20 protein-coding genes and 3 pseudogenes are annotated in these 24,939 nt (G+C 66.6%); 11 read left to right on the top strand and 12 right to left on the bottom strand.

Annotated elements, in window-relative coordinates:
• Window positions 1-5 precede the first annotated feature (5 nt).
• The 6 genes and pseudogenes from ON20_RS14480 to ON20_RS14455 all read left to right on the top strand — a co-directional run bounded on the left by ON20_RS14480 (window position 6) and on the right by ON20_RS14455 (window position 6,360).
• Complete coding sequence (locus ON20_RS14480; RefSeq protein WP_040836017.1) at window positions 6-959, top strand: VOC family protein; 954 nt, start codon at window positions 6-8, stop codon at window positions 957-959.
• Between the two features lie 160 nt (window positions 960-1,119).
• Entirely contained in the window at window positions 1,120-2,832 is a 1,713-nt protein-coding gene (locus ON20_RS14475) for a flavin-containing monooxygenase (RefSeq protein ID WP_051162471.1), read from the top strand.
• Window positions 2,833-2,889: 57 nt separating this feature from the next.
• The gene (locus ON20_RS14470) at window positions 2,890-3,834 is read left to right on the top strand and encodes an alpha/beta hydrolase (protein WP_051162475.1); all 945 of its coding nucleotides are present in this window, start codon (window positions 2,890-2,892) and stop codon (window positions 3,832-3,834) included.
• A 29-nt stretch (window positions 3,835-3,863) separates the two neighbouring features.
• A pseudogene (locus ON20_RS14465) lies at window positions 3,864-4,454 on the top strand (FAD-binding protein); the annotation flags it as partial.
• A gap of 414 nt (window positions 4,455-4,868) precedes the next feature.
• Window positions 4,869-5,408 carry a flavin reductase family protein gene (locus tag ON20_RS14460; RefSeq protein WP_051162469.1) on the top strand — a complete coding sequence of 180 codons (540 nt, stop codon included), beginning with the start codon at window positions 4,869-4,871 and terminating at the stop codon, window positions 5,406-5,408.
• Between the two features lie 85 nt (window positions 5,409-5,493).
• Window positions 5,494-6,360: an alpha/beta fold hydrolase gene (locus ON20_RS14455; RefSeq protein ID WP_040836058.1), complete on the top strand. Its 867-nt coding sequence runs from the start codon at window positions 5,494-5,496 to the stop codon at window positions 6,358-6,360.
• On the opposite strand, the gene ON20_RS40265 is transcribed toward ON20_RS14455, so the two are convergent.
• From ON20_RS40265 to ON20_RS14445, 3 genes are read right to left on the bottom strand one after another with little or no spacing between them, the layout of a single operon-like run.
• Window positions 6,340-6,627, bottom strand: a complete 288-nt coding sequence (locus tag ON20_RS40265) for a Dabb family protein (RefSeq protein ID WP_306306846.1) — start codon at window positions 6,625-6,627, stop codon at window positions 6,340-6,342. The genes ON20_RS14455 and ON20_RS40265 overlap by 21 nt on opposite strands.
• Complete coding sequence (locus tag ON20_RS14450) at window positions 6,524-7,036, bottom strand: hypothetical protein (RefSeq protein WP_306306847.1); 513 nt, start codon at window positions 7,034-7,036, stop codon at window positions 6,524-6,526. The genes ON20_RS40265 and ON20_RS14450 overlap by 104 nt, the downstream gene beginning before the upstream one ends.
• Window positions 7,029-7,376 carry a hypothetical protein gene (locus tag ON20_RS14445; protein ID WP_040836057.1) on the bottom strand — a complete coding sequence of 116 codons (348 nt, stop codon included), beginning with the start codon at window positions 7,374-7,376 and terminating at the stop codon, window positions 7,029-7,031. The genes ON20_RS14450 and ON20_RS14445 overlap by 8 nt, the downstream gene beginning before the upstream one ends.
• Before the next feature lie 104 nt (window positions 7,377-7,480).
• Between ON20_RS14445 and ON20_RS14440 the strand changes: the two genes are divergently transcribed.
• A complete protein-coding gene (locus ON20_RS14440; protein ID WP_040836015.1) occupies window positions 7,481-8,149 on the top strand; it encodes a PadR family transcriptional regulator in 669 nt (222 codons plus the stop codon).
• 16 nt (window positions 8,150-8,165) lie between these two features.
• Here the strand turns inward: ON20_RS14440 and ON20_RS14435 are convergent, their stop codons facing one another.
• Entirely contained in the window at window positions 8,166-8,942 is a 777-nt protein-coding gene (locus ON20_RS14435) for an IclR family transcriptional regulator (RefSeq protein ID WP_040836014.1), read from the bottom strand.
• A gap of 488 nt (window positions 8,943-9,430) precedes the next feature.
• Here ON20_RS14435 and ON20_RS14425 point away from each other — a divergent pair, with 488 nt between their 5' ends.
• Entirely contained in the window at window positions 9,431-11,128 is a 1,698-nt protein-coding gene (locus tag ON20_RS14425; protein ID WP_040836009.1) for a 3-ketosteroid-delta-1-dehydrogenase, read from the top strand.
• A gap of 63 nt (window positions 11,129-11,191) precedes the next feature.
• Here the strand turns inward: ON20_RS14425 and ON20_RS14420 are convergent.
• Window positions 11,192-11,789 (bottom strand): annotated as a pseudogene (locus tag ON20_RS14420) (MaoC family dehydratase).
• Between the two features lie 385 nt (window positions 11,790-12,174).
• Here ON20_RS14420 and ON20_RS14415 point away from each other — a divergent pair.
• Window positions 12,175-12,678: a thioesterase family protein gene (locus ON20_RS14415; protein WP_040836056.1), complete on the top strand. Its 504-nt coding sequence runs from the start codon at window positions 12,175-12,177 to the stop codon at window positions 12,676-12,678.
• A 57-nt stretch (window positions 12,679-12,735) separates the two neighbouring features.
• Here ON20_RS14415 and ON20_RS14410 read toward each other — a convergent pair whose 3' ends face one another.
• Window positions 12,736-13,404, bottom strand: a complete 669-nt coding sequence (locus tag ON20_RS14410; RefSeq protein ID WP_083864921.1) for a TetR/AcrR family transcriptional regulator — start codon at window positions 13,402-13,404, stop codon at window positions 12,736-12,738.
• 477 nt (window positions 13,405-13,881) lie between these two features.
• On the opposite strand from ON20_RS14410, the gene ON20_RS14405 reads away from it, so the two are divergent.
• On the top strand, window positions 13,882-14,739 hold the full coding sequence (locus ON20_RS14405) for an IclR family transcriptional regulator (protein ID WP_051162467.1): 858 nt from the start codon (window positions 13,882-13,884) through the stop codon (window positions 14,737-14,739).
• Window positions 14,740-14,875: 136 nt separating this feature from the next.
• Here the strand turns inward: ON20_RS14405 and ON20_RS14400 are convergent, their stop codons facing one another.
• Both ON20_RS14400 and ON20_RS14395 read right to left on the bottom strand, forming a co-directional pair.
• Window positions 14,876-15,709: a mycofactocin-coupled SDR family oxidoreductase gene (locus tag ON20_RS14400; protein WP_040836005.1), complete on the bottom strand. Its 834-nt coding sequence runs from the start codon at window positions 15,707-15,709 to the stop codon at window positions 14,876-14,878.
• Window positions 15,709-16,518 carry a mycofactocin-coupled SDR family oxidoreductase gene (locus ON20_RS14395; protein ID WP_040836003.1) on the bottom strand — a complete coding sequence of 270 codons (810 nt, stop codon included), beginning with the start codon at window positions 16,516-16,518 and terminating at the stop codon, window positions 15,709-15,711. Before ON20_RS14395 ends, ON20_RS14400 begins: the two co-directional genes overlap by 1 nt.
• Before the next feature lie 1,001 nt (window positions 16,519-17,519).
• Here ON20_RS14395 and ON20_RS14390 point away from each other — a divergent pair.
• Window positions 17,520-19,061 (top strand): FAD-binding protein, encoded by a 1,542-nt coding sequence (locus ON20_RS14390; protein WP_040836002.1) that lies wholly within the window; start codon window positions 17,520-17,522, stop codon window positions 19,059-19,061.
• Window positions 19,062-19,454: 393 nt separating this feature from the next.
• On the opposite strand, the gene ON20_RS40575 is transcribed toward ON20_RS14390, so the two are convergent.
• The 4 genes and pseudogenes from ON20_RS40575 to ON20_RS14375 form a co-directional block, all read right to left on the bottom strand.
• Window positions 19,455-19,694 (bottom strand): AMP-binding enzyme, encoded by a 240-nt coding sequence (locus ON20_RS40575; RefSeq protein WP_245547237.1) that lies wholly within the window; start codon window positions 19,692-19,694, stop codon window positions 19,455-19,457.
• A gap of 267 nt (window positions 19,695-19,961) precedes the next feature.
• Window positions 19,962-21,138: pseudogene (locus tag ON20_RS40570) on the bottom strand (AMP-binding protein); the annotation flags it as partial.
• Window positions 21,135-23,222, bottom strand: a complete 2,088-nt coding sequence (locus tag ON20_RS14380) for an acetate--CoA ligase family protein (protein WP_040836001.1) — start codon at window positions 23,220-23,222, stop codon at window positions 21,135-21,137. The gene ON20_RS14380 and the pseudogene ON20_RS40570, both read right to left, overlap by 4 nt.
• The gene (locus ON20_RS14375; RefSeq protein WP_051162464.1) at window positions 23,219-24,934 is read right to left on the bottom strand and encodes an FAD-dependent monooxygenase; all 1,716 of its coding nucleotides are present in this window, start codon (window positions 24,932-24,934) and stop codon (window positions 23,219-23,221) included. Before ON20_RS14375 ends, ON20_RS14380 begins: the two co-directional genes overlap by 4 nt.
• Window positions 24,935-24,939 lie beyond the last annotated feature (5 nt).

Here is a 24,939-nt window from a genome sequence, read left to right as displayed (position 1 = left end):
AAACGATGACCGAAATCAAGGGGCTCGGCTATGTCCGGGTTCTCGCCACCGATATGGAGCGCTGGCGCGAACTCGGTTTCGAGGTACTGGGTTTCGCCCCGGGCTTCGGCGACGACGAGGACGCCCTGCACTTCCGGATGGACGAGCGGCCGTCCCGCATCACCGTCGAACGCGGTGACGTCGACCGGGTGACCGCGGTGGGCTGGGAGGTCAGGGACGCACCCGCTCTGCGCCGGCTGGCCGCCACGCTCGAGGCCGCCGGGGTCGAGTGCACCCCGATGTCGCAGGAGTTGACCGACCGGCGCAAGGTGGAGGCGGGTATCTGCGCGAAGGATCCCGGCGGTACGCCGCTGGAGTTCTTCCACGGGCCGGTGCTCGAGCACAGTCCGGTGCTGACCAAGTACGGTCAGCGCTTCATCACCGGGCCGCAGGGCATGGGCCATGTGGTGATGCCGACGACCAACTTCGACGAGTCGTTCGCCTTCTACACCGAGACGCTGGGCTTTTTGTCCCGCGGCGCGTTCCGGATGCCGTCGCCGCCGGACGCCCCGTCGCTGCGGATCCGGTTCCTCGGTGTCAACCAACGCCACCACAGCCTGGCGATCATGCCGAGCCTGGAGGGCCGGGACCCGGGGCTGATCCACGTGATGGTCGAGGTGGACGAGCTCGACGCGGTCGGCCGCGCCTACGACCAGGTGCTGGCCCGCGACTTCCCGGTGTCCTCGACGCTGGGCCGGCACACCAACGACAAGATGATCTCCTTCTACGTCCGGGTGCCCGGCGGCTGGGACATCGAGTACGGCACCGGCGGCAAGCTCGTCGACGAGGCCTACTACACCGCCGAGGAGATCACCGCGGACAGCTACTGGGGCCACGAGTGGATGTGGATGCGGGAGATGAAGCAAGCGCAGAAGGCCGCGGAAGCCGAAGCCACCGGTACCGAACAGGTCGCCGTCTGAGCTGCCGGAGACGGCGCCGCCCCGCCGGCTGACGTGTCGGTATATGACGCACTCACCGCGTGGGCCCGGCCGACTGCCGGCGCACGCGGTGAGTGCGTCCTTCATTCCACCGGCCGGGAAAACTCGCCGACCCGGCCGGTATGTCCCCTGCTTCGAATCGATGATCACTTCAGCGAGGAAAGTGAACGTAGTGACAACCCAGGACAGTCATTTCGACGCAGTCGTCGTCGGGGCCGGGATCGCCGGTCTCTACGCAGTTCACAAACTCCGCGGACGCGGTATGAGCGTGCGGGGTTTCGAAAGTGCCGCGGGCGTGGGCGGCACCTGGTATCACAACCGATACCCCGGCGCTCGCTGCGATGTCGAAAGCATCGACTACTCGTACTCCTTCGACGAGGAACTCCAACAGGAGTGGACGTGGAGTGAATGCTTCGCCACCCAGGAAGAGCTCCTGCGCTATCTCGAACATGTCGCCGATCGCCACGACCTGCGTTCGGCATACGAGTTCTCGACTCGGGTGACAGCGGCGGTCTACGACGGGAAATCCGAGCGGTGGACCATCGACACCGACACCGGCCGAACCGTCACCGCGCGCTTCTGCATTATGGCCACTGGGGTCCTGTCCGCGACCAATATGCCGGATATCCCGGGACGCGACAGCTTCGTGGGCGAGATGTATCACACCGGTGAGTGGCCGCACGAAGCCGTGGACTTCTCCGGAAAACGTGTCGGCGTCATCGGGACCGGGTCTTCGGGGATCCAGGCGATACCGGTCATCGCGGAGACCGCCGCCCACGTCTTCGTCTTTCAACGCAGCCCGAACTATTCGATCCCGGCGCGAAACCGCCCGCTGACGGCGGAACACATCGCCGAAGTCAAGGCCGATTATCCCGAGCGGCGCAGGCTGTCGAGGATCAGTGGGGGTGGTACCCCGTACAGCCCTCACCCCAAAGGCGCTCTGGAAGTCGATGCCGCCGAGCGGAGACGGATCTACGACGAATGGTGGGAGCGTGGCGGGTACTTGTTCGCCAAGGCGTTTCCCGATCAGACGACCAGCCTCGCCGCCAACGACACCGCCCGCGAATATGTGGAGTCCAAGATCCGTACGCTGGTGAACGACCCGGAGATCGCCGAGCAGCTCATCCCGACCGATCATCCCATCGGCACCAAGCGCATCGTCACCGACAGCGGCTACTTCGAAACCTACAACCGCGAGAACGTCACACTGGTGAACCTGCGTCGCACGCCGATCGCCGAGATCACGACGACCGGAGTGCGAACGTCGGGGGAGTCCTACGGTCTCGACATGCTGGTGTTCGCCACGGGTTTCGACGCCATGACCGGTGCCCTGTCGCGTATCGATATCCGGGGCCGTGCCGGGCGTGAACTTCGTGACGAGTGGTCGGCCGGCCCACGAACCTACCTCGGCCTGGCCGTCGCCGGGTTCCCCAATATGTTCATCGTCTCCGGGCCCGGCAGCCCCAGTGTCCTGGCGAACATGGTGCTCACCGCCGAACAGCACGTCGACTGGATCGCGAACTGCCTCGATTTCCTGGGCGAGCACAACGTGACGACGATCGAACCGATGGAAGAGGCCGTTACCGAGTGGGTGGCCGAGTGCAACGCCAAGGCGGTCGGCACATTGTTCCCCACCGCCGATTCCTGGTATCTCGGCGCGAACATTCCCGGCAAGCCGAGGGTGTTCATGCCCTATATCGGCGGACTCGGCGCCTATCGCACGATCTGCGACGAAGTTGCCGCCGCCGGCTACAAGGGTTTCGCACTCGGCGCCGTGGAAGCCTCCTCGGACCGACATGTGCAAGCGCCGGACCGCGGGGGTGCAGCCGGCCGTACCCCATCGACGACGAGATAGGAAGTGTGCGAATTGAGCGGACAGCGCCGGTCCGACCTGCATCCGGAGGTCGAGGCGATGCTGGAGGCCTTGGCGGCCTTTCCGGATGTGACCCGGCACGACGCGGCGGAACTGCGGACGATCATCCGATCACGGCGGACGCCGTTGACCCACCGGCCCGAGATGCGCGTGGCCGAGGACCGCGTCATCGAAGGACCGGGAGGAGACCTGGCCCTCCGGATCCTCGCGCCGCACCTCGAGGGACCGGGCCCGCAGCCGGTGATCGTCTTCGCCCACGGCGGTGGCTTCGTATTCTGTGATCTGGACAGTCACGACGAGTTATGCCGGTCCATGGCCGACTCGGTGGGCGCCGTCGTCATCTCCGTCGACTACCGACTCGCACCCGAACATCCCGGTCCCGCGGCGATGGAAGATGTCTATGCGGCGCTGATCTGGGTCTCCGAGCACGCCGCCGAATACGGCGGTGACCCCGATCGCATCGCGGTCGCGGGCGATAGCGCCGGCGGCAACCTGGCGGCCACGGTCAGTGTCGCGGCTCGCGACCGCGGCGGTCCGCGGATCGCCGCGCAAGTCTTGCTGTATCCGGTGATCGACGATGATTTCTCCACCGAGTCCTACCGGCTCTACGGCGAGGGCTACTACAACACCGCCAAGGCGATGCGCTGGTACTGGGCGCAGTATGCCCCCCACGGCACCGAGAGCCCGTACCTCGTCCCGAGCAGGGCCGCCTCGCTCGCAGGTCTGCCGCCGGCGGTGGTCGTGACCGCTGAGCTCGACCCGCCGTGCTCGGCCGGGGATGACTATGCCCGCCGCTTGGCCGAGGCCGGCGTGCCGGTTGTCGCCCACCGCTTCGACGGCTTCTTCCACGGATTCCTGACATTCCCTACCTTGTCGCTGACCGAGCCCGCGCGCCGGTGGCTGTGGCAGACGATGCGGAATGTACTCGCGTGTCCAGGACTGCCGCGCGGGCAGGCCGGCGGCGCATCGGCGGGCGGATCGTAAACTTCGGCGCTGGGCGTCGGGTCCGGGCCCGCTGGCTGGTCGCCAACGGGGTGCCGTTCAAGGAGGTTTTCTGGGGCGAACCCGGCTGGGAACCGCCACACGACGAGGGCCTGGCCTATTCCGGCGGGGAGAACGCCGCACCCTTCAACACCATCGCCACCCCGGCCCCGCGCGGACATGTGCCGCAGATGCAGAACAAGCGGACCGGCTCCAAGGGCGGCGGCTACATACTGATGAAACCGCTCGCCGACACCGCCGAATCGCTCGGCGTGCGGGTCGAATACAACGTCCGGCTGTCCCGGCTGATCGTGGACGGTGAGCGCGTGGTGGGTGTGCCGGCCAAGCGATACGGCAAGGAGGTCGCGGTCCGGGCCGAACGCGGTGTCGTCCTGGCCACCGGCAGTTTCGCCTACGCCGAGCGAATGGTCGCCGACCACGCGCCGCGACTGATCGGGCGGCCGGGTGCCGCCATCGAGGAGCACGACGGTATCGGCGTCCTGGTGGCCACCGCGCTGGGGGCGGCGACCGCGCATATGGACGCAACCGAAGTAGCGATCATGGGCGACCCGCAGTTGATGGCGCGCGGCATCCTGGTCAACGGTCGCGGTCAGCACTACGTCAGCGGCGCGTCGCTCGGAGACGGTAGTTTCTACGGCCGGAGGGCCGGTATCGCCGCGGCCGAGAACTGAGCCGCCACGGCGGAAACGCGATGGCCGTTCCGGGCTGTGCGGTACCGGCCAAGGCCGGGTTGTCGATGGCGCGGTCGGCCATGGGGACTTGTGCCACAATGTGTTCGAAAAATAGATCAAGCGTGGACGTGTCGCTGCGGGACGGCCGATACCGGCGCACCGTGGAGCCCAGTCGCTCTGGGCGCCGTCGCGGCAACCGAATGGGCAGCGAGCCGGGACGGTGTTCTACCGGAAACTTCGGAGCCGGAGAGGTTCCCAGCCATCGGGAGATCGTCGGCCCGGATATGTGCGTCCTGGATAGCGTCGGTCGACTCGTCCGAATCCGAATCCGCGAGGAGTATCTCGATGACGCCCAACGGTCCTGAAACCACCACGGCAGCGCTTTCCGGTCAGAGCCTCCCGGAGTTGGATTCAGTGCAATTACGCATGGTGCTGGGACATTTCGCAACCGGTGTCGTGGCGATCACCGGCATCGACCCGGATACCGGAAAACCTGTCGGCCTGGCCGCCAACTCGTTCACCTCGGTCTCGCTGAACCCTCCACTGATCGCGTTCTGCGTGGCGGCAACCAGCACCTCATGGCCGGGAGTCCGATCCGCGGGCCTCTACGCGGTCAGTATCCTGTCCGACGCACAGGAAGCAGTGTGCCGTCGGTTGGCTGCGCGCGGCGGCGACAAGTTCGAGAGAATCGACTGGACACCCTCGCCGTCGGGGGCACCGGTGGTCACCGATTGCCTGGCCTGGATCGAGGCCGAACTCGAGGCCGAGCATCGCGCCGGAGATCACACCATCGTGGTATCGAGAGTGCGCCACCTGTACTCGTCGGACCTGGCGCCGCTGGTCTTCTTCCGCGGTCGGTACGGCAGCGTCAGCGCCCTGTCGTGAGAGATTGCGCGATCGGCCCGGTCGTATGTCCGCTCACCGGGAGTGTGACCGGGAAGAGCCGCGCATTGATGGCATGGTCGGGTACATGAGTACTCCAGTCGATTCCGAAGTCGTACCCGAATTGCTCGAACTTCCCACCGAGCACGGTGTTCTGCGTTATCGCGAGAGCGGAGACGGCCCGCCGCTGTTGCTGCTGCACGGCTCCGGTCCCGGTGTGACCGGGTGGCGCAATTTCGGCGACAACGTGCCGACATTCGCTCGTCATTACCGGACCATCGTGCTGGAATTCCCGGGGTTCGGTGTCAGCGACGATTTCGGCGCCGTCCATCCCATGCAGTCCGCCGGAAGCGCGGTGGGCGCGTTTCTCGACGGCCTCGGACTCGACCGGGTACGGATCGTGGGGAATTCGATGGGTGGCTTCGTCGCGACGGAATTCGCGCTCGCGGCCCCCGAGCGTGTGGAACGCCTGGTCACCATCGGCGGTATCGGAACCCCACTGTTCAGCGCACAGCCGGGGGAGGGGATCGTCCGGCTCAGCGAGTTCGTCGAGAACCCCACCCGTGAAGCCCTTGTCGCATGGCTGCGGTCGATGGTCTACGACCCCACGCTGATCACCGAGGAACTGATCGAGGAACGCCGGCGCCAGGCCACGGAGCCCGCGGTCCTGGAGAACTCGCGCCGGATGTACGGCAGTGCGGCTCTGGCGCGGATGGCCGCGGCGGCCCGGAGCGCGGACACCCCGCCGAGTTGGGCCGAACTTCGCCGGATCGATATCCCCACCCTTGTCACCTGGGGGCGTGACGACCGCGTCAGTCCCGTGGATATGGCGTTGATCGCCATGCGCACCCTTCCTCGCGGCGAGGTGCACATCTTCCCGAACTGCGGACACTGGGTCATGATCGAGCAGAAGGCTGCTTGGGAAGCCGTTGTCCTAGCGTTTCTCGGCCGATGACGGAACTGCCGGCGCCGCGTCGATAACCGGCGCCGGCAGCGCGCAGAAACTGTGGCATACCCGGTCTCGGACGATCAGATCCGGGGACTCCGGGTCGAAGAAGCGATCCACATGAGCCCAATGAATCGGATGATTCATGTACGGGCCGAGCAATCCGTCGAGGTCATCGAACTCTTGTTCCCAGACGTGGGTCCACTCCGATGCCCCCGCGGCGTGCCGCACGCGGCTCAGTTGCCAGGACCGGATCGTGGGGATGTGTTGCGGCATCAGCAGGGTGGCCGCGCTCGAAGCGGTCCAGCTCGGTGTGTGAGGCCGAATCATCCACGCGTAGCAGCAGAGTCCGGTACACGGTGGGCGGATGCGTCGACCGACGGCACCCCGCCCGCCCGTCCGCGTGCGTTCCACCGATGTACTCGACGGAGTCGACATGCCGGATCGGCGACCCGGACATGGCATCGTCGAGGACGGCTCGGCTCCGCGCCCACTGCCGGTCGTCGGCGAACTGTAGGTGCACGATGAGGTCACCGCCGTTGCGGACCCCGGGTAGCGTGGGCTCCACCAGTCCTCGGATGGCGGCGGAGGCCTCGGCGGCCTTCACGATTCGTGAGATCGTCGCGGTCGCCATCGCCTTATCGGCCGGATCCGCCAGATGCAGCAACCGCGTCACCTTATACACGAGTCAGTTCCTCCATGTCTTCGGCGGCGGCCGCCATCGAACGCGTGCGTTCGATGATCATGGGGGAAACCGAGTCCCACCATTGGGCCGGTCCACGATCGTGGCGGGCCGCGAGCGCGGCGGCCCACCACTGCCTCGGGCCCGAAACCGTCCAGGTGATCGTTACCGTGCCGGCCTCGCCCTCGATCCAGGCGGGAGGGCTCACCAGGATCCGGTCCAGCGTCAGGCCGCGGCGGCGCGCGTCCGGTGCGTATTCGTTCATGTACGCATCGATGAACAGTTGTGCGCTGCCGGGTGCGAGCACGACCCGATCGATGAGGTAAATGGTGTGGTCGCTCATGAAGTGAAGGTAGGCTTTGCCGAGGCAGGCGAACACATGCCGTTCCGGTGAACGGGAGTGCGTGATCCGAGGCGCCGCGGCGGGCCCTTGTAAGCTGCACGATTATGGCCGCCGATGTCGATTCGTTCCCCGACCTCCCCGCAACCAGCTGGGCTGTCCTGGGGATGTTGTCCTTCGGCGAAGACCTGACCGGCAACGATCTGAAGAGGTGGGCCGATTGGAGTATCGGCTTCTTCTATTGGAGTCCCTCGGTCAGCCAGATCTATTCCGAGCTGAAGAAGCTGGAAGCTCTCGCGTTGGTCGGTTCGCGAAAGGTTTCCGAAGAAGGAGTGCGGGGGCGTCGGGTCTACGGCATCACCGATCTCGGACTTCGTGCGCTGCGGAACTGGTCTCGTCGCTCCGATATCGACATGCCCGTTCTCAAGCACGGTGTCATGTTGCGCCTGTGGATGGGTCACCTGCATGATCCCGAACATCTCAAGCGGCTGATTCGCACGCATATCGAGAATCTGCAGGAACGGGCACGGCAAGCGAATTCCTATGCCGAAGGCTCCGCCGAGGAGCCGGGATGGGCCTTCAGCCGGATGAGCCTGCGGTGGTCGCAACGGCTGTTCGAAGCCGAGATCGAGCTGGCGCACCAGTTGCTCGCCGACATCGACGAGGCATCGCGTGAGTATCGGAAGTCGGCAGCGCGCGACGCTCGCGATCTTCCGATACCGCGATACCCGGGATACTGGCGCACGGTCGCAGAGGACCTGTCCGACAGCGTGTGATCTCGAGCGAGCCGAGTCATCCCTCGGCGAGAACACTCGCCGCGGTCGGCAGGTACTGCAGCGTGTTGCGTCGCTGAAGGGTCGGCGTGACCTGGCGTCCCGCGGTCATGCTGCGCCAGATGGCATGGGCGGTGAGCTGGACCGGCGTTCTCATCCGGCTGTCGAAGGTCATCTTGGCCAGGGGCCCGCAAATGGACACCGCGGTGGTCGCCTCGCCGACCGGTCCGATAGGTACAGCGATGCAGCCGAAGCCGCTCGCCCCGCTGTTGCGTTCGATGGCGTAGCCGAGTTCCCGGATGGTCGCGTCACCGGGTTCGTCGCGACCGCTGAACGCGAGGAGGACCTTGCCGAGCGCCGAGCGGGACGCCGGTAGCCTGCCGCCGATGCGTGTGGGAACGTGTGCCGCGAGCCTGCCACCGATCTTGTCGAGATATACGACATCGTGGCCGTCGAGGACGGCGAGATGCACAACCATGCCCGTAGCACGGTAGAGGTGTTGCAGATGCTCGCCCGAGGCGGCGTGGACGCGGTCCTGGTGAACCGCGAGCGATCCCAACTCGACCAGTCGGATGCCCAGGCTGTAAAAGCGGCCGTCACGACGCAGCCAGCGCAGTTGGACCAAGCGCTCGAGCATCCGGTGTACCGACGAGCGGGGCAACCCGGTGCGCAGGACGACCTCCGCCAGGCTGAGGCTCTCGTGTCCGTCGAAGGCGTCGAGGACGAGCATCACGCGGTCGAGAACGGCGCTGGGGGCCGCCGCTGAACCCGTCGGCGTCTGCTGTGTGATCTTCATTCAGTAACTCCCGTACACGCCCATGTCAGCCCCGTGACATGGCTATTTCAATTAGGAATACTGCCATGTGTCGTCCATTATGTGAAGCGGGTCACTCGCCTTGCCCGTGGGTTGAGGCAAAAGTGGAGGTGGCGCGGGCGGCCGGTCCGAGACGACTCCGGTGCCGTGGCGTCGGCGGCGTCTGTGCGTGAGCGTTCCCGGAGTCGGATGTGTGTCCGGTCCCGTCGAGGCGTAGGCGATCGTTTCCTCGGACCGGGGGTCGATCGGGAGTTGCGATCCGATCCGGTCGGTGTGACCGGACTTCGCAGGGTCGCGGGAATTCCCGACGATTCGTACGGCGCCGGATTCCGGGCATTGTCGCGGATTTTCGGCGGGCGAACCGGGCGCGCCCGGATTTCCCGCTGAATGGAATTGGCCCGGAGGCCGGCGAAATCGCGAAATACGGTTACCCGGCCATTGCTCCGATGTCGAAGTGGAGTTCGAAACCCATGAAAAAGAAGATGCCTCCGCTCGTGCCTGCTCACGATACGACAGTTGATCTACTCATTGTCGGATCGGGAACCGGAATGGCCGCCGCGCTGGCCGCGCACGAGCTCGGCCTGTCGACCCTGATCGTCGAGAAGACCGGCTACGTCGGCGGATCGACCGCACGGTCGGGCGGAGCATTCTGGATTCCGGGAAACTCCCTGCTGCCCGAAACCGGTCCCGAGGCCATCGAGGATGCCGAGACCTACCTGCGTTCGGTGGTAGGGGATTCGGCGCCGATCGGCCGTGGGCGCGCATTTCTCGAGCACGGCGCCGACGCCCTCGACATGCTCGGCCGTACCACGCCGATGCGGTTTTTCTGGGCCGAGGGCTACTCCGACTACCACCCGGAAGCGCCTGGGGGCCGTCCGGAGGGGCGGACCTGCGAATGCCGTCCGTTCGATGCCTCGATACTGGGGGAGGAGCGGGCTAGGCTGCGCCCCGGCGTGATGGCGGCGCCTGTCCCGATGCCGGTCACCGGCGCGGACTACAAATGGATGAACCTGTTGGCGCGGAAGCCGGGCAAGGCGCTCCCGCGCATCGTTCGGCGAGCAGCGCAAGGCATCGGCGGCAAGCTCATCGGCCGCGAGTACCTGGCGGGCGGACAGGCACTCGCGGCGGGCATGTTCGCGGGTGTGCTGCGTGCGGGTATCCCGGTGTGGACCGAGACGAGCCTGGCGCGGTTGCTGTACACCGAGGGCCGGGTAGCGGGTGCCGTGGTGCGCCAGGGAGACAAGGAGGTCACCGTGACAACCCGCCGCGGTGTCGTCCTGGCCGCAGGAGGGTTCGACCACGACGTGGAATCCCGTCACAAGTTCCAGTCCACGCGATTGGTGGCCCATGCAAGCCTCGGGGCCGAAGGGAATACCGGCGATGCCATCCTCGCCGCTCAGGAGGTCGGTGCCGGGACGGCGCTGATGGACCAGGCCTGGTGGTTCCCGGCGTTCGCGCCGCTGCCGGGCGCTCGGCCGGCGGTCATGCTCGCAGAGCGGTCGCTGCCCGGGTCGTTCATCGTCGACCAGACCGGGACACGGTTCATCAACGAGTCCATCGACTACATGTCCTTCGGGCAGGCCGTGCTCGCGCGTGAGCGCGCCGGCAAGCCTGTCGAACAGATGTGGATGGTGTTCGACCAGCATTACCGCAACAGCTATGTCCTGGCGGGCAGCTGCTTCCCCCGCCAGGACCTTCCTGAGACGTGGTACAAGGCGGGCATCGCGCACCGGTCGCGCGACCTGTCCGTCCTGGCCGAGGCGATGGGAGTACCGACAGGAACCTTCACCGAGACCTTCCGGCGTTTCAACGAACAGGCGGATTCGGGAACCGATCCCGAGTTCGGCCGCGGCGAGAGCGCCTACGACCGCTACTACGGCGATCCGACCGTCACTCCGAATCCGAATCTGGGAGCGCTGCGACAGGCCCCCTACTACGCGGTGCGGATGGTCTTGAGCGATCTCGGCACCTGCGGCGGCGTGGTCGCCGACGAGCACGCTCGTGTCCGGCGTGAAGACGGGAAAGCCATCGAAGGCCTCTACGCGATCGGGAACACCGCGGCCAACGCGTTCGGCGCCACCTACCCAGGTGCGGGGGCAACGATCGGCCAGGGCATCGTCTACGGGTACATCGCAGCACGTCACGCCGCTGCGACCGAGCACTCCTAGAAGTCGCACCACGCCATGCGGGGCTCGTCCACACACCGGACGAGCCCCGCATTGTCGCAGCCCTCAGCCCGCGATCCGCAACTCCGCATCCGCGAGTACCGGCGCATCCATCCGCTCTACCACGGTCACCCCGAGCGTGAGCAGATCATCGGAACGCCTGACACGAACCCGCAGTGTCTCACCGGGATACAGCACGCCTGCGAACCGCGCCCGGAACCCGGCAACCCGCGTGGCGTCCCCGGCCGGCACGGTGTCGGTCGCCGCCTTGCAGACGATCTCGTACGTGCACAATCCGTGCAGGATCGGATTCGGAAACCCCGCCTTCCGGGCGAACGCCGGATCGGAGTGCAACGGATTCCGGTCACCGCTCATCCGGTACAGCAACGCCTGCTGCGGCAAGGTCGCCGCCGGTATCTCGAAATCGGGTTCACGGGAGGGGACCTCGATCATGGTGCCCGGGCCCCGATCACCGCCGAACCCGCCCTCGCCTTCGGCGAAGACGGACGACCGTGCGGTCGTCGAGGTAGCGTAGTTCGGCCGGGTCGGTCCATCGGTGCCCCGCGCCCAGGCCGAGGTGGTAGGTCTGCACATCGGAAGGGGTCCAGGCGAACTCGCGGCCGGGTAGTTCGGCGCCGAGGGCGGTCTTCGGGTCGATAGACACCTGCTTCTCCTTCTTGGTCGTATTCACGGCGGTGGCTTACATATGCGAGCCACCGCCGACGCGTACCTCGGTGCCGGCCACGAAGTAGGCATCGGGGAGTCGAGCGCCGCCACGACCGTGGCCACGGCATCGGGCCCGCAGACGGTGCGTCTCCCGGCGGTGGCAACGCCGACGCCATCTTGCCGAAGAGAGCGTGTCCGCGCCGGTGGGCATGCCGGGACCGGTGCTCTGCTCGGCCTCACTGCCATCGGTGATCCGGGCGAAAGCCGGAATCCACCACCGCCGGTGCTGAGGACGCGGGCGGGAACGGGCCAGTCGGTTGCCCGATCTCGCTGAGTGGACGCTTCGGTCGGAAATTGTCGGAGTCTCTCCGAGAATCGTGGGCATGATCGCTGAACTCCCCACCGCCGACCAGGTGGCAGCCCTGTCCGAAACGGTTGCCGGCACCGTCACCGCCGAGACACTGGACGGCAACGATCACATGAATGTCGTGCAGTACCTGATGTGGGGTACCAAAGGGGCCGACGCCCTCGTCCGAGCTATCGGTATCGACGACGTCTACCGCGGCGAACGGATGATGGGACTGTTCACAGCGCAACACCACCCGGCCTACTACAGCGAGCTACGCGACGGCGACCAGTTCATTGTCGCCGGGCGGATTCTGGACCGGAGCGCGAAAGCCGTCCACAGGATGACCTTTCTCCTCGATACCGGTCGCGGTAGAGTCGCCAACACCCTCGAGATCTTGCTGCTCCACGTGGAATTGCGGCATCGCCGTGCGGTCGAGCTACCCAACGATATTGCCGATGCCCTGGACAAACACATCGCACGCTCACGCACGATGTCGTGGCCGGCGCCGGTCTGTGGTGCTATTCGGATTCGGCGATGAATGCGCGGCCAACGGCTCTGCGCGCCGATACGCGACACCCTCGATGGTCGGCAAGCGTCATGAGCCGGCGGAACCCGCGGAGTTCGCCGGAGCGCGGGTGGAAGCAACTCGCTTCGCGGTAATGGCTTTCAGTCCGCTGAGAGCCATGCGAAAGCCCTGAAGTTCCAATTTCTCGACCTCGGCGTAATCGCCGGAATTCCCGGTGTCGACCCAGTGGAAGATGGCATGGCGCAAGGTTTGCACGACCAGCCTGGCCGGAAGTACGCGCAGGAACGGATCGGAATCGAGTTCGTAGTACCGCGACAGGAATTGTGTGATCCCGTCGGCCAGCCCCTCGCTCCACCCCACGAAGCGGAGTCGGTATTGGGGGGCGTTCACGATCAGGGTGACGAGCCGGCGATCGAACTCGGGTACCTGCCTGCTGCCCACCTCCAGGGTGAGGGCAGAAGCGAGTGCCTCGACCGGGTCGGCGTCATCGGGCACTTCCTCGAGTGCCTGCAGGACGATGCGTTCGCTGCGACGAAGCAACGGCATCAGGACATCTTCCTTGACCGGGAAGTGGCGATGAAAGGTCCGCGGTGCGATTCCGACGATTTCACATATCCGCTCCACGGTGGCCGAGGTGTCGCCATCCGCGACGAATAGATCCCGGGCGGTGAGCGCAATGGTCATCCGCAGTTCCTCGGCGCGGCGTTCGGTGAGAGTTTGTCGCTTCGGTTTCGTCACCACGGGCTCCCTCGCTGCTGTTGTCCGGTCACCGTAGCCGGCCGGACTCTCCGGTGATCTCGGCTGCCCGGTCAGCGGAATATCGTACAGCCGGTGCTGTTGCCGCGGATCCGTGGGTGTCAGTTTGTGACATCTTGTCAGTCGCGGCCCTCCACGGGGGCGACCCGCCGGCGGGCCGCGACTCCATATGCTTCTGCCGCGCCGGATGTCGGCTGTGGTCTATCGCGCCGGCGGTTCGCGGTGTGGTGCGGTCCTTCCGCTGAGCGGGAGAGCGAGGCGTCGGGGTCTGCGCCACGCCCGACACTTGGGCGGTCGTGGCGAGCAGTCGGGTCGGCGGTTCCTGCGCGAACGGGGAATCCGGCGGTACCGGAGATCGCGGTGGGACCCGCTTTACAGCGAATGGTCGTGTGGTTACACTCACACCTGTCATTTACTGCCAGAAAGGCAGAGTGTGACATCTTGTTTTCGGAGGTTGTGATGGCAATGGCGCAGATCGAAGAAACCCCCACAGCGATGATCGATCGGGTCGCTTCGCTGCTGGAGTCCTTCGTGGGGGAGCGGCCATTGACCTTGGCGGAGATCGCGCGCCGTTCCCATGTACCGCGGTCTTCGGCGCATCGCATCCTGCAACGCCTCGTCGAACTCGGCTGGGTAGAGCGCAAACAGTTCAAATACGCTCTGGGCGTCCGAATGTTCGAACTCGGATCGCAGTTCACCCGGCGGCGCACCGTCCATCGCGCGGCATTACCGGTGATGACCCAGCTGCACCGGCGGAGCGGGCTGACCGTGCACCTGAGCATGCTCGTCGGCGCCGAGATCATGCATCTCGAGCGCGTGGGGTTGTGGCCCTCCACTGCCGGCCAATGGAGTATCGGCGCCCGCCAACCGGCGACGATCACCGCCGCAGGCCGGGCGCTGCTGGCGACTCTGTCCCCGGATCAATGGCCCGAACTCTGTTTCGAGGATGCGCCTACCTGCTATTCCCTCCAGACGCGAAGCCAACTCGTGCGAGACCTCGACCGAGTCCGTAACCGCGGCGGGATCGCCGTGGACTCCCAAGGCACCGCATTGGGAGTCACAGTAGTGGCCGCCCCGATCGCCACCGATGACGACGAAGGGCGTTTCGCGCTGTCGGTCTGCGGTCCCACCCGGACGCTTGGCCTCGAATCCGCGATCACCGAGGTGCGAGGTGCCGCCGCAACCATCTGGAGGGTCGCCTCGGGGGTGCCCTCGATGCGACCGCGCCCTGTCACGGGACTCGGTGTCGGTGCGCACCCGGATAAATCGCCATCCCCCGCAACCGCAATCCAACTGGTGGACGGGGAGCGGGTGTAACCGGCCGGCAGCCGACACCGGCCGGCGAACCGCCGGAAACCGGCGGTGTCCCGGGGATGATCGGTTTCGGGCAGACCCGCCGCCCGACGCGCCGGTGCCGGCAACGAGCCCAGTGCATCGGGTTCGGGTCATCCGTCTATTTCACGCAGTGTCCGGCATCCACGGGAAGGGTGACGCCGGTGATATGGCGCGACTCGTCGGAAGCAAGGAACAGACTCGCGTTCGCGATATCCTCGGGTTCGATCAACGTCACGGGAAGCAGGTGCATCGACTGCAGGCCCACCTCGAACTGTTCCTGCGTCGGGTTCTCCACACCTGGACAGAATGCCCGAACGGTGGCCGGGTTCTGAACCATCGTGGTCCGTGTGTTCGCGGGATGAACCGTGTTCACCCGCACGCGGTGTTGCGCCAACTCGTTCGCGAGGGACCTCATCAACCCGACCACACCGTGCTTGGCGGCCGTGTAATGACCGACACCGACCAGTCCGCGCAGCCCGGCGACCGAGCTGAGCAGCACGATCGAACCGCCCCGTCCCCCTGCGATGATGTGGGGGACACCTGCCTTGCAGGTACGCCATACGCCGGTGAGGTTCACATCCAGCATCGTCTGCCAGCGCTGGGCACTCAACTCGACGGCCGGACCGGACGAGCTGATGCCTGCGGCGGCGCAAATGATATCCAGCCCACCCAGTGCATCGACCCCGGCGGACACCGCCGTGTCGAGCGCGCGCTGGTCACGGACATCGACCTCGGACGCACAGATCCGGCGGCCCACCGCCTCCACCCGACGCACCGTTTCGGCGAGATCCTCCGGCGACGCTCCAGGAGTTGTCGCATGCTCGACCGGGGCGCAGATGTCGATCGCGATGATGTCGGCGCCCTCTTCCGCGAAGCGAAGAGCCTGTGCGCGCCCTATACCGCGGGCCGCGCCCGTGATCAGGGCAACCTTGCCTTCGAGACGTCCGGTCATCACGCAACCTTCTGGGTCAGGCCGGCGTCGACGATCATGTGAAGACCGGTGACGTAGCGGGATTCCTCGGATGCCAGAAACAGAACCGCATTGCTGACGTCGACCGGCTCCACCCACGGGACGGGCAACAGCGTTCTGCTGGAAAGGATTTCTGCCGCATCGGCGGCCGAGGGTTTATCGAGATCGGGGCGGAGCCGCGCGAATGTCGCGGGATTCAATATCATCGGTGTGGCGATGGAACCCGGATGGACCGTGTTCACACTGATGGATCGCGAGCCCAACTCATTGGCAAGCGTCTTGGCCAGACCGGTGATCGTATGCTTGGCCGCCGAATAGTGTGAGGCCCCTGCCACGGCTTTGACGGCCGCTGTGGAACTCATGATGATCACCGATCCGCCGGTCGGATTCATCGCCGCGACCCCGGTTTTGACGGTGTGCCACGTTCCGGTGACATTGACGTCGATCGATCGGTTCCAGACATCGTCGTCGATATCCCACGAAGGCCCTGGAGTGTCGAAGACCCCGGCATTCGCCACGACAACGTCGAGTGGGCCGAGTTCGTCCACCCCGGCCCGTACCGCTGCCGCGACAGCGTCGAAGTCTCGAACGTCGGCGGTCCCGGTGAATACCCGACACCCTAGTTCGCGCACCGAACTCGCCGTCCCGGTCAATTCGGCCTCCGACTCGTGCCCGGAAAGATCCAAGGCCACGATGTCGGCACCCTCCTCCGCGAGCCGAACGGCGCACGCACGCCCCACCCCTCTGCGAGCGCCCGTAATCAGCACGACCTTGCCGGCCATTCGTGTCATGGTGTTGGCTCCCCGGTCCGATAGCGCACAGTCAACCTTTCATCGGAGCACGACGCTAGCGATCTGCACGGGGGACCGGGCTCGATCTCCCATGGAGTGGGAGCATGGGGGTGCCACCGCGCTGGGCAGGCCCGACCGGCACGGCCGACCTGCTTCACAGCATTCGGCCACCTCGCCGCCGCACTCACCTGCTACACGGAACTCCCCAGGAGATATTTCCTCGGTGGTCTGCGAACAGGGTCCGACGAGCGAAGGAACGGCTCTCGTCGCCAAGGCCCCGCCCGTCTCCATCGCCGCTGCCGAATGCCGGTACGGAATCGCAAAGGCCACGAACGCACCGACCATGGCGACGAGGCAGCCGATCAACAGGGCCGGCGTGAAGCTCGACTCGGACGGGACGAACTTTCCGCCTCCGATGTCGATGACCAGGAAACGTAGCACGCAAGCCCGGCCCTTCAGGACCGGGAGGACGTCAAAGCCAGGAGTTCGATACCCCGACGCTGCGAGTAGATGCTTCGGTCACTGCCTCGTGGAGCCTGGGCGAGTTCGGATAGGAGCGAGCGACAGGATCGTATCCTCGCAGGGACCATCATTGATTTCCGAAGGGCGAGATCCTCGACGTTTCCCACTGCCCGGACAGCAGTGACGCAGGCGATAGAGCGTGCTCGGCGTAGCCACCGGCGGGTAGGCATTCAAGAGTCGGGCCACGGATCGTCCCGGTTGGTGGGAGAAGGCCTACACCGGTGACCGCTTCGCTGGAAGCCTCCACAGGGTGGCGGCCGACCCTGCGACAACCGAACACCCTCGCCGTGAAGTCGAAACCGAGAACCACGGCGTTCCGCGCTACCACGAAATCAGACCCGGAAACTCTCGCTGCCGCACCGTTCCGGACTCGGGGGTGACCGGCCGGCGCGATCATAGCGGTGTTGTCGGTCCGCGGTGCCCGGCTGTCCACGGTGACCGAATTTCCGGCCGCAGCGAGTGAAAGGCAGAGGCGAGTAATGACATCGAAGTGGGATATGACCTGTGACACCCTGATGGTCGGTTCGGGTGCCGGCGGAGTTTGCGGTGCCTACACCGCCGCACGCGAGGGCCTGGAGGTCATCCTCGTCGAAGCCACGGAGAAGTTCGGCGGAACGTCGGCCTTCTCCGGGGGCGGCGTCTGGTTCCCCGGTAATCCGGTTCTCGAGCGTGCCGGCACCGACGACACCATCGAGGATGCGCTGACGTACTACACGGCGGTGGTGGGCGACCGCACCCCGCGGGAGCTGCAGGAAACCTACATCCGCGGCGGCGGACCGCTCATCGGGTACCTCGAGCAGGAGGAGATCTTCGAATTCGCCCCGTACCCGTGGCCCGACTACTACGGCAACGCACCCAAAGCGCGACAGGACGGAATGCGTCATATCCTTCCGCCCCCGCTGCCGGTCGCCGACGCAGGCGAGCTGAACTCGTTGATCCGCGGTCCGCTGGACACCGAACGCCTCGGCGCGCCACTGCCCGACGAACTCGTCGGTGGTCGGTCGCTGATCGGCCGTTTCCTGCTGGCGATCTCACAGTACGACAATGCCTCGTTGCAGTTGAACACCACGCTCGTCGAACTGGTGGTCGAGGATCACAAGGTGGTCGGCGCCATCGTCGAAAGCGGTGGACAACGAAAGGCGATCGGGGCTCGCAAGGGTGTCCTGCTGGCCGCCGGGGGGTTCGAGCAGAACGACGAATTGAGGCAGAGGTTCGGCGTTCCGGGTGTTGCGCGGGACTCGATGGGTTCGTGGGCCAACATCGGGAAGGCGCTGGAAGCGGCGATCGCGGTGGGCGCGGATACCGACCTGATGGATCAGGCCTGGTGGTCGCCCGGCTTCACCCACCCCGACGGCCGATCGGCCTTTTCGCTCGCGATCACCGCCGGTGTTTTCGTCAACGATGCCGGTGAACGCTTTGTCAACGAGTCGGCACCCTACGACCGTTTGGCGCGCGAGGTCATCGCCCGCATGGCGGATGGTGCGGTCACTCTGCCCTACTGGCTGGTCTACGACAACCGCAACGGGATCGTCCCACCTGTCGGGGTCACCAATGTGTCCATGGTCGAGCCGGCGAAGTTTCAGGATGCCGGGCTGTGGCAGACAGCCGATACGCTCGAGGAGCTCGCCGAGAAGATCGGGGTTCCTGCCGCCAATCTCGTTGCGACGGTCCAGCGGTACAACGAGATGTCCGCCAAGGGTGCGGACTCCGACTTCCATCGCGGTGAAGAGGCCTATGACCGTGCCTTCACCGAGGGCCGGAAACCGCTGACCCCGATCGACCAGGGTCCGTTCCACGCCGCCGCGTTCGGCATCTCCGACCTGGGCACCAAGGGCGGCCTGCGAACGGACACGCAGGCCCGGGTCCTCGACGCGGCCGGCGCGCCGATCACCGGTCTCTACGCCGCGGGCAACACGATGGCCGCACCCAGCGGTCCCACCTACCCCGGCGGCGGCAACCCCATCGGGACCAGCATGCTGTTCGCGCATCTGGCCGCGATGGACATGGTCGCGGTCGGTTAGGGCCTGTCTCGCAGTGGCGGTTGAGGCGCGGCTGCGACCGTTGTCGCCTTGCGGGAAAACGGGACGCCCACCCGCATGGGTGAAACGGCAGCTCATCGACTCCGAGCCGCCGGCGTGTCCGGATCGGTGGCCCCTGGCGGGGCATTCCGCCGCAGTGCGGGTCCTGGGAGGTGATCTACGCGCTGTTCCGGCAGCTTGGCCCGGGCCGAGCCACGGGGCAGTGATCGCACTGAGCCTCGGGCCCGGGTGGTTCCGCATCCGTTCGGATCGGGTGCCGGCCGACAAGGCGTACTCCTCGGCCGCCAACCGCGAGTGTCTGCGCCGGCTCGGGATCGCCGCAGCGATCCCGACGTAGCGACGGTAGACGATTTCGATGCCGGCGGTGCTCGGGTCTTATGTGCCGGTGTCCTCGCGGGTGAGACGGGCGCGGATATCGTCGCGCATGGCCTTCTTGTCGATTTTTCCGATCTTGGTGGTGGGCATGTGGTCGACGACGACGAGTCGTTCGGGCATCTTGAAGCGGGCGACGCCGGCATCGGTCATCACCCGTACGATGTCGTCGAGCGTGACGTGCCGGCCATTGGCGACGGTGACGTACAGGCACGGTTTTTCGCCCAGTTTCGGGTCGGGCATGGCCACAGCGGCGGCCATCTCGACACCGTAGACCTGGTAGGCGAAGTTCTCGACCTCTTCGGCGGAGATCTTCTCCCCGCCGCGGTTGATCATGTCTTTGTCACGACCGGCCACGACGAGGTTGCCGTCCGGGCGGCGGACGACGATGTCGCCGCCGGCGTACCAGCCGTCGGGGGTGAAGGCGCGGGCATTGTGTTCGGGAGCGCGGAAGTATCCGCGCGGCGTGTAAGGGCCGCGGGTGAGCAGGGCTCCCGGAGTGCCGTCCGGGACCGGGTTGCCCAGTTCGTCGACGACGGTGATCTCGTCGGCCTCGCTGACCGGTCGGCCTTGGGTGGTGAGGATGACGTCCGGATCGTCGTCGAGGCGGGTCATGTTGATCAGCCCTTCGGCCATGCCGAAGACCTGCTGCAGGCGTGCGCCGAGGACCGGTTCCACGCGAGCGGCCAGTTCGTCGGGCATGCGAGAGCCCCCGACCTGCAGGACGCGCAAGCTGTTTCCGCTGAGGACGTGGTGTTCGCGCTGGTACTCGATCCAGGCCTGGGCGACGGCGGGGACGACCGCGGAGACGGTGACCCCTTCGGCATCGATGATGTGCAAGGCGCGCTCCGGCGCGGGGGAGGGCAGCATCACGGTGCGTCCCCGCGAACAGAGCGCCGAGGACACCGGGACAGGCGAGGGGGAAGTTGTGGCCGGCGGGTAAGGCGGCGAGATAAACTGTGCGCTCGTCGAATTCGGACACGTCGAGACAACGCCGGATGTTGTAGGCGTAGTCGTCGTGGGTGCGCACGATCAGTTTCGGCTGTCCGGTGGTGCCTCCGGACAGCAGCAGACAGGCGATATCGGAGCCGGTGGGTTCGTAATCGCTGTCGGCGAACCGAGCCGGGATGTCCATACAGCTGTTCAGACTGTGTTCGGGAGCGGCGCCTGGCGCGGGTTCGGCGGTGAGTGCGCCGTGGACCAGCACCATTCGCAGGGTGGGGGAGTCGGCGCAGGCCTGCTGGGCCACTTGGCGCAGGTCGGTGCCACGGTCGTTGTCGGCCACGACGATCGCCACGGCCTCGGAGAGGACGGCCAGATGGGTCAGTTCGTGGCGACGATGCGCGGGTAGCGCCATGACAGGAATGACGCCGGTGCGCATGCAGGCCAGGGTCAGTGCGACGAATTCCCAACTGTTCGGCAACTGCAACACGAGCCGGTCACCGGGGGCGATGGACAGATCGAGCAAACTTTGGGCGCATGAGGACGACTTGTCCCACAACTGGCGGTAGGTCAGGCGAGTGGGGCCGTCGACCAGAGCCTCGTCATGGGGGCGCCGAGCGACCTGTTCGGCGATGCAGGCGGCGATCGAGGTTCCTTGCCAGTAGCCGGCTTTGCGGTATCGCTCGGCCACGTCGTCGGGCCAGGGGACTGCACCGTCGATCGAGAGCGGGGTGCGGGTGCTCATTGTGGCTCTCCTTCGGCTGCGGTGTGCCCGTCGGCGGCCACGACCACCGCGTCCAAGGCGATCAACCCGGTGGGGGTCAGCCGCAGGGGATTGATTTCGATATCGCTGATCTGGGGGTGAGCGGCCAGATAGGCCACGACGGTCACGGCGATGTGGGCGAATGTCTCGCGGTCGAGGACCGGTCCGCCGCGCCAGCCGTCGAGCAACGGCGCGAACTGCAGGTCGTCGAGCATGGTCGTGGCGGCCACCGGCGTGAGATTGTGGCTGCGGATGGCCACGTCACCGATGGCTTCCGCGGCGGTGCCACCGAGCCCGGCCACCACGATGGGCCCGAACACCGGGTCGCGGCGGGCCCCCAGGAATACATCGATACCGGGCTCGGCCATGGCTTCGACGAGGTACGCGGGAGCGGAGATCGCGTCGAGGGCGTCGAGGGCGGCATCCAGTTCGGCGTCGGTGCGGACGTTCAGGTGCACGCCGCCGATATCGGTTTTGTGCAGCACTCTCGCATCGAGGATCTTCACCGCTACGGGCAGCGTGAGTTCACGCAAAGCCCGATGGGCCGCGGCGCGGTCGGTGCACACGCGTCGGGCGGGGGTGGCGATCCGCAAGGCGTCGAGCAGGTCTTTGGCGGCGGCCTCGTCGGCAGGCAGGACCGGCGGCGGAACCGATGGGATGACCGCTCGAGGGTCGGGGCTGTTCGAATGCCGCAGTCGCGCATCCTCGACGAGCGCGTGGACGCCGGTGGCCAATGCGGTCGGGCTGGACAGAACGGGGACGCCCAGCGCCGCTGCGGTGTCCGTGGTCGCCGTCACGTCGGCCGCCGGCCCGCCGAGGCCGAGCACCACAGGCACCTCGGTGTGCACACCGGATCGGCGCACCGCCTCGGCGAGGTCGATGGCGTCGGGTTCGACCAGCGCGTAGATCGCCAATGCGTCGATCTGTCGGTCGGCGGCGATGGTCGAGAGTACGGCCGAGAACGTGGGGCCGGGGCGGCCGGTGTCGACGGGATTGGCCTGGTATGTCATCGGTGGCAGTAGATCGGCCAACTGCTGCTGCGTGTCCGTCGTGAGGGTGGGCACGCGCACGCCCTGTGCCTGTAGTTCGTCGAGCGCCATCAAACCGGGTCCGGCCTGAGCGGTTACCAGGCCTACGCCCGGGTTCGCCGAGGGAGTGAGGCGTGTGCGGCTCAGGACGGCCAGCGCGTCGACGAGCTGCTGTTCGGAGTCGACGACCACCGCACCCGCTTCGGCCAGCAGTGCCCGGGTGGTGCGCCAGGAGGTGGCCAGTGCGCCGGTATGGGATTCGGAGAACGCGGAGACGTCGCTGCGGCCGATGACGATCGCCACGACCGGCTTGTCCGCCGTCACCGCGCGCACCGTCGAGAGCAGTGCCGCGCCGTCGCCGACCGATTCGACATGCAGGGCGATCGCGGTGATCGCGGGATCGCGGCGCAGGTACTCGAGCACATCAATGGCGGTGACATCGACACTGTTGCCCAAGCCGATGCCGAGTCCGACGCCGATACCACGTGCGGAGAGCAGGAAGGACAGGGCATGGTTCATACCCCCGCTGGTGGCGACCACCGCGACCGTGCCCGACTTGATATGCTCGACCGCCGGTACGAAGCTGACGATTGCGCTTCCGGGGCGGAAGAATCCGGAGGTGTTCGGTCCCAGGACACGGATACCGGTAGTGGCGCTGATCTCGGCGATACGCCGCTGGAGCACGGTGCCCTCGTCGCCGACCTCGGCGAATCCGCCGGAGCAGATCAGCGCGGCTCCGACACCACAATCGGCCGCGTCTTGGAGGGCGCCCGGAGTCGCCTCGGCCGGGATGCACAGTACCGCGAGATCGAGCGGGCCGCCGTGTGCTTCGGTGGCGGCCCGCACCGAAGGATGAAACGCCGTGTTGTCGGCCTTGGGGTTGATGCCATAGGTTGCCGGAGCGGTGTCACCCTCGCGGGTGACGGCGCCGAGCATCACGGTGCCCAACTTGGCGGGCGAGGACGATGCCCCGACGACGGCGATGGAGCGGGGGTGCAACAGGCGGTCGAGGCCGGTGCGGGCGGTGGTCGTGGTCATCGGCCGGCCTCTGCGCCACCGGTGGGGGAGTGGGTGGCGAGCTGCGCGGTTTCATAGGCCACGGCGTCGGCGCGACCGGAGAGCACCATGGTGGTGGCGTTGTCTCGCTCGTCGACGGCGCGGCGGGCCCGCACGGCGGTGGGGGCGTCGATCACGATCGTCGGCAGATGATGGGTGAATCGCACGTATTCGGAACTCAACGCCCGCGACAGTGGCGTTCCACCGCGGATCACGACTGCCGCGGGATGCCGTCCGCACAGGGTGTCGAGGTCGGCGCGGGCGATGCCGTCGAGGGACGTGTGGTCGGCGTCGGGTGCGGTGAACAGCACTGGTTCGGCCCGGTCGCCGGTATGGCTGTCGGGCGGGACGGCGGTGAGGCTGCGGGTGCCGTCACCGACTTCGACGCCGGTCGCGCTCGTTTCGCTCAGTCGCAGCAGGCGCGTGGTGAAGGTGGTCCGGCCGATCCGCAGCGGTGTTTCGAGAGGGGGCGCGCCGTGGCACCGGATCCAGGAGCGCTCGGATTCGGCGACGAAGCGGGGGTCGCGGACGCGGATCTTCTCGGTGGAGATGGCGCGGCTGAAGAAATGGAAGCCGAACTGCCACGGTTGTAGGGCGCGATAGTACTCGCCGAAATGGTCCCACCACGACAGGCTCGGCGTGGATGAGTCCTGGATACGGGCGACCTGGGGCTTGCGGACTTCCTGGAAGCGGGCCAGGGCCGACTCCAGGTCGCCACGGTGGTCGGCGATGGTGTGGGCGAGTACCGCAGCGTCTTCCATCGCCATCTTCGTGCCCGATCCCACCGAGAAGTGGGCGGTGTGGACCGCGTCGCCGAGCAGGACGACGGGTGTGCCCGCGGCGCCGCGGGTATGCCAACGGCGAGTGCGACGGGTGCGGAAGTTGGCCCAGCGGGAGTTGTTGGCCACCAGTTCGTGCCCGTCGATCTCGTCGGCGAACAGTTCCTCGAGATAGCGCTGGGACACGTTGTCCGAGGGGCCGGGCGGGAGAGTGGTGTCGAAGTTGTCGAGGCCGGCGCGGCGCCAGGATGCTTCATCGGTTTCAACGATGAACGTGCTCAGTCCGGAGCCGATGGGGTAGGCGTGAACGGCGAAGTTTCCGTGCTCGGACTGCTTGTGGAGGAAGGTCAGTCCTTCGAAGGCGAAGGTGGTGCCGAACCAGATGAACTTCACCGCCGCTTCGTGGACCGAGTGTCCCAGGTTGTCGAGGTAGCGCTCGCGGGTGCGGGAGTTCGCTCCGTCGGCGGCCACGATGAGGTCGTAGGTGCCGGCGGCGTCGAGGGTGTCGACGTCGACGGTCGTGGCGTAGTGCAGACGTGCGCCCAGCGCGGTGGCGCGTTCGCGCAGTGCGTCGAGTAGGGCCCGGCGATGGATGGCGGCCATTCCGTTGCCGCCGGCGGCCGTGGTCTGGCCCTTGCTGTGGACCTCGATGGTGTCCCAGTGCCTGCCGTGAGCCGCCAAGGCGTCCCGTAGCACCGGGTCCACCCGGTCGATGTTGTCGAGTGTGGCGTCGGAGAACACGACCCCGAAACCGAAGACGTCGGAGGCGCGGTTGTGTTCGAAGACGTCGATTCCGGCTCGGGGGATCGCGTGGGCCACCGCGATGGCGGTGAACAATCCTCCCGGACCGCCGCCGATGCATGCGACGCGCAAGGGCGCCGCGTCGGGGACGGGGAAGTGCGTGGCAATGGACATTGGTG

Source organism: Nocardia brevicatena NBRC 12119, from assembly GCF_000308495.1.
Classification (GTDB): Bacteria; Actinomycetota; Actinomycetes; order Mycobacteriales; family Mycobacteriaceae; genus Nocardia; species Nocardia brevicatena.
Note: the sequence above shows the minus strand (reverse complement) of the source record. Positions and strands in the feature narration are given on the sequence as shown.